We start from the raw sequence: 5,121 nt of genomic DNA on the forward strand, positions 1-5,121 counted from the left end.
TTCGGGCTGAAATGCGTGGTCTACATGGGCGCGGTAGATATCGAACGGCAAAAGATCAACGTCTACCGGATGAAGCTGCTGGGCGCCGAAGTGGTGCCAGTGACCTCCGGGTCAAAGACCCTGAAAGACGCGCTCAACGAAGCGATGCGCGATTGGGTCACCAATGTTGCCGATACCTTCTACATCATCGGCACCGTGGCCGGTCCGCATCCTTATCCGCTGATGGTGCGCGATTTCAACAGCATCGTCGGTCGCGAGGCGCGCGAGCAGATGCTGCAGCAATACGGCCGCCTGCCGGATGCCATCACGGCCTGTGTCGGCGGTGGCTCCAACGCCATCGGCCTGTTTCATGCCTTCTTGAATGACGCGCAGGTGCGCATCGTCGGCGCGGAAGCGGCCGGCGAGGGTATTGCCACCGGGCATCACGCCGCCTCGCTGGCGGCTGGGCGCCCCGGTGTCTTGCACGGCAATCGCACCTACGTGCTGTGTGACGACAACGGTCAGATCACCGAGACACATTCCGTTTCCGCCGGCCTGGATTACCCCGGCGTGGGTCCCGAGCACGCGTTTCTCAAGGATGCCGGCCGCGCCGAATATGTCGGCGTGACCGACGACGAAGCGCTGGAAGCGTTCCATCTACTGGCACGCACCGAGGGTATTCTTGCGGCGCTGGAATCCAGTCATGCCGTAGCGCAGGCGATCAAGCTGGCGCGCGAGATGCCAAAAGACCAGCTGGTGCTATGCAACCTCTCCGGGCGCGGCGACAAAGACGTGCACACCATTGCCGCGCGTGAAGGAGTGACGGTATGAGCCGCATCGATCGCCGCTTTGCCGCCCTCAAGAGCGCTGGCCGCACCGGCCTGATTCCCTTTGTGACCGCTGGCGACCCCGCCCCCGAGCACGGCGTCGCGTTGATGCATGCGTTGGTCGCGGCGGGTGCCGATGTGATCGAGTTGGGCGTGCCGTTTTCTGATCCGATGGCCGACGGTCCGGTGATTCAGCACGCCAGTGAGCGGGCGATTGCCAAGGGCGTGGGATTGGCTGATGTGCTGCGCTGGGTTGCCGAATTTCGTCAGCGCGATAGCGAAACTCCGATCGTGCTGATGGGCTATCTCAACCCGGTTGAAATTCATGGCTATGCGCGTTTCGCGCAAGAGGCGGTGACTGCCGGGGTCGATGGTGTGCTGTTAGTGGATTGTCCGCTGGAGGAATCGGCCGTATTGCAGCCCTTGCGCGACGCCGGGTTGCAACAAATCCTGTTGGCCGCGCCGACCACCGCACCCGCGCGTATGGCGCAGCTATGCGGGTCGGCAGAGGGTTTCTTGTACTATGTGTCGTTTGCGGGCATCACCGGGGCAGGGCATTTGAGTACGACCGATATCGCCGCACGCGTGGCCGATATCCGCGCTCGGGCCAGAACGCCGGTGGCGGTGGGTTTCGGCGTACGCGATGCACAAAGCGCCAAGGCCATCGCCGGATTCGCCGATGCCGTGGTCATTGGCAGCGCGCTGGTCGAGCGGCTGGCAGGTGCTGTTACCGCCGAGGACATCGCGGCACGAGCGACAGGCTTCCTGGCGCCCATCCGTGCCGCGTTAGATGCAGGTTGAGCTAGCTGTAGCTTTGAGGTGTTCAAATGAATTGGCTGCAAAAAATCATGACGCCGCGCGCGCGCGCGCAGAACAACATCGGCAAGGGCAAAGTGCCCGAAGGTGTCTGGGAAAAGTGCGGCGGTTGCGCGGCGGTGTTGTACCGGCCTGAGCTGGAACGCAACCTGATGGTTTGCCCCAAGTGCGGCCATCACCACTACATCGAGGCGCGTATGCGCCTGAATGCATTACCGCGGCACAGAAGTCCACCGGCGAAAAAGACGCGATGATCGCGATGAGCGGCAAGCTCAAGGGTCGCCCGCTGATGGCGGTGGCCTTCGAATTTGCCTACATGGGCGGTTCGATGGGCTCGGTGGTCGGTGAAAAATTCACCCGTGCTGCCGAGCGAGCGCTGGCCGAACGTAGTGGGCTGGTGTGCTTCTCCGCCACCGGCGGTGCACGCATGCAAGAGGCGTTGTTCTCGCTGATGCAGATGGCCAAGACCTCGGCGGCGCTGGCGCGCATGCGCGATGCCGGGGTGCCGTATATCAGCGTGCTGACTCATCCGACCACTGGCGGCGTGTCGGCCAGCCTTGGCATGCTTGGCGACATCAATGTGGCCGAGCCGAAAGCGCTGATCGGTTTCGCCGGCCCACGCGTGATCGAGCAAACCGTGCGTGAGACCTTGCCGGAAGGTTTCCAGCGCTCGGAATTTCTGCTTGAGCACGGCGCCATCGACATGATCGTCGACCGTCGCGAGATGCGCGACAAACTGGCCGATGTGCTCGGCCTGTTGAGCAAGGCGCCACGCGCCGCCTGATGCTCTGCGACTCCCCTTGCCGACAAGGGGAGTATTCGCTTGCCGCAAACTTTTTTCCTCCACCAGGGCAGGCGGCGGCTATGCGCTTTCGTCCGTGCTTGAGCCCAGGTTTTGCTGGCGAAGCAAGCATTTCAATGGATTCCAAGCTCAACAAAGCGTGCAAGACAACCGGGTTAATCCACATGGAGCATGCGGCCGTATTGCCGCCGAACCAGGCCGAGTCCGTTCTCAAGCAATGCTCGCGCCCCACACCACAGCATGTCGATGGCACATGGGTGGTTCCGCCGACCGTGGTGATGCAGCTGGAAAGCGATCTGAATAAGCTTTCCAGCCTAAAGCCGAAACAATGTTGTATTTCGGACGAATCAGTGCGAAATCCTGAGTCGTATGTCAGGCAATATGTTGGGATAACGATACGAGGCAGGCAGTACGTTTACATCAACGCGTTTCACTATTCGATATTGAGTGCCCATTCCAAAGAACGGGACCTTTGGAAGCACAAGCCGGTTATGGTTTGCGATGGCGGCGATGCCTTCTGGGGTGCGCTATATGATCCAGAAACCCGAGAGTTTTCTGAGCTGGCCTTTAATGGGGTGGCGTAAGCGGGACATTCGTTTCCGACCCGTAGATGACATGCCAGATCAAAGTCCGTCCTACGTTACTCAAGGCATCGGGAGTGCAGGTGAGTGAACTGGAAGGCTGTTTCGCTATTAGCCTGTGCGCTTGTCATGCTGGCTGCTCTCATCGATTTTCACATACGTTCGAAAGATCACCACACGGCTGAGTTTGTTCGGGATAGGTCGGCAATACTTCGTGCCGACATTCTCACGTCTATGCACCATCCGCCTTTGGAGCGCGAAATCGCCGTCTTGGCGGAGAGTGACTCCTCGTCCTTCTGCTACCCTGCGGACCAATCGGTCGACGGTTGCCAACTGGACGCTGTACTTATCGATGATGAGTGGACTGTGTTCGTCCGCCCTTATCTCGGCAGCCCAGGTACAGGTTATGGCTGCTGCGCGCCAGACAGCGAGCGCTTATTTATCTATTCGAGACAGGGCGTCCTTTTGCGGCAAGAGCATGGGGGCCCATAAGCCAGACGGGTGCCCGACTGCAAGCCTGCCGAAGATGGATTTGCGAGTCGGCTGGCTGCATTTCTAAGACATGTCACGGACGGCAACCGAGGTTTAGCGCCAATCAAGCCAGATAATGAGCGGGCGTACGCAGGGCCATACTCCTGCACCCCGAATTCACTGTCGGGCGGCACAAGGCCGTGATAGGTTTTGGAATGCCGCCATATCGCGGCATATCTCCCAATGGAGTGCACTCATGGAACAGCTGAACGTTGTTTTGCACGAAGATAGGGTGAGCGGAATAAATCCCTTCGGTATTCGTATGGAAGGGCCGCTACAGAATCAAATGCCGGTAGAGAAACGCGCGCCTAAATTTAACCAGCCGGGAGATCTCGCTCACGCGAGTCGCGGCTTTGGTTGCGACCAAGACTAATTCAGCCTCAATGCGTATCTTGAGCATTGTTCGCAAACGATGCGAAGCCGCCTCTTTAGCGAGAGGCGGTTTTTTTGTGGATAGAGGTCGATCATGCTAAAGGCCGATATTGCTTTATCCGATCTATCACTTAATGCGGCATGGAGCGAGGGTTCAATCGCATTGGGAAAGAGTCGGATTACGCCTTATCCGCACCCCATGCTCGAGATGTTGCTGGTGCGCACGGAAGGCCAATGGTTCGTGACGGTAAGAGAGCGCCATGCCTCGGCGCCGCGCGACAGCGTGGCCGCAAGCAGGGATGTTGATGCCGACCAATTCAATCGACTTTACCAAGAGTCGCTGCTGTGGCCGCTCGACTATGTGATGATCGAGGGCGCTCGCGCGGGATCTCGAATCAGGGTGCGAGCGGGCGTGCTCGGCTCTGTTCCCGTGTACTGCCGCGCGCTCAACGATCAGCTTACGGTGTCCTGGGATTTCGGCGATTTCGCTACCGGCCCCTTGCTGATCGATCCTGAAATCGCCAGCCATCGACTTGCCCTGCATACGTTTTATTCCGCGCGACAGCTATGCGTTGGCGTCACGCTGCTGACGGAACGGGCCTCGTTCTACCTGGAGCCGGGCAAGGCGAATTACCAGTATCCCGCACCAGTGCAGGAGACCGTCGCATCGCCGTTACCGAAGGGGCGCGATGCCTTGGCGATGTTTAGCCAGCTTTTGCACCGCACCGTATCGGCTCGACCGATAACCGCGGCTGGCGTAGCGGTGGAGCTGAGTGGAGGCAAGGATTCGGCCACGGTGGCATGCGCGATGACAGCCATTCACGGACAGATGTCGAGCCGGGGTATTTTACTGGATGGCGATGTTCGCCAGCCTCAGCTGCAGCGGCGTCAATGGATCGCCAATCGGCTTGGCTTGGTCGACCATACCGTGGAAATGGCAGCGTTTCCGCCAAGCCTCGATTTGCGGCGGCGCCCCGGGCAGTCGCTGGGATTGAATCAGGAGTACTACCTGGAAGCGTGCAGCGCGTTGTGGGATTCGGTTCGAGCCGAAGGACGCGACCTGCTTTTCACCGGCATCGGCGGAGACGAACTGTTCCCCGCCTATGGCGACGAAACGCCGCAAGAGCACGGCAAAGCATCGGCGAACCCAGAGCAAGAACAGGCCTCGCGCTATGCCGAGCAGTTGCTGACTCCCCGCGCATTGAGCGCGGCA

Annotated in this window: 5 protein-coding genes and 1 pseudogene; all 6 read left to right on the forward strand. The window is 59.8% G+C overall.

The window, feature by feature from the left end; translation table 11 throughout:
* On the forward strand, nucleotides 1–810 hold an 810-nt coding region (trpB, locus tag OUZ52_RS22125), incomplete at its 5' end, for a tryptophan synthase subunit beta (protein WP_266160762.1).
* Nucleotides 807–1,607, forward strand: coding sequence for a tryptophan synthase subunit alpha (trpA, locus tag OUZ52_RS22130; RefSeq protein ID WP_266160763.1), 801 nt, complete (start codon nucleotides 807–809; stop codon nucleotides 1,605–1,607). The genes trpB and trpA, both read left to right, overlap by 4 nt.
* Before the next feature lie 26 nt (nucleotides 1,608–1,633).
* Nucleotides 1,634–2,406 (forward strand): annotated as a pseudogene (locus OUZ52_RS22135) (acetyl-CoA carboxylase carboxyltransferase subunit beta).
* Nucleotides 2,407–2,486: 80 nt separating this feature from the next.
* Complete coding sequence (locus OUZ52_RS22140; RefSeq protein WP_266160764.1) at nucleotides 2,487–3,008, forward strand: hypothetical protein; 522 nt, start codon at nucleotides 2,487–2,489, stop codon at nucleotides 3,006–3,008.
* A 724-nt stretch (nucleotides 3,009–3,732) separates the two neighbouring features.
* Complete coding sequence (locus OUZ52_RS22145; protein WP_266160765.1) at nucleotides 3,733–3,909, forward strand: hypothetical protein; 177 nt, start codon at nucleotides 3,733–3,735, stop codon at nucleotides 3,907–3,909.
* 198 nt (nucleotides 3,910–4,107) lie between these two features.
* Nucleotides 4,108–5,121 (forward strand): asparagine synthase-related protein (locus OUZ52_RS22150; RefSeq protein WP_266160766.1); only part of this gene is annotated, 1,014 nt, incomplete at its 3' end.

The sequence above is a fragment of the Dyella silvatica genome, assembly GCF_026283955.1.
GTDB lineage: Bacteria > Pseudomonadota > Gammaproteobacteria > Xanthomonadales > Rhodanobacteraceae > Dyella_C > Dyella_C silvatica.

Coding starts and splice junctions, on each gene's coding strand:
- trpA (WP_266160763.1), top strand. CDS start 807: ATGAGCCGCATCGATCGCCGCTTTGCCGCCCTCAAGAGCGCTGGCCGC.
- OUZ52_RS22140 (WP_266160764.1), top strand. CDS start 2,487: ATGCGCTTTCGTCCGTGCTTGAGCCCAGGTTTTGCTGGCGAAGCAAGC.
- OUZ52_RS22145 (WP_266160765.1), top strand. CDS start 3,733: ATGGAACAGCTGAACGTTGTTTTGCACGAAGATAGGGTGAGCGGAATA.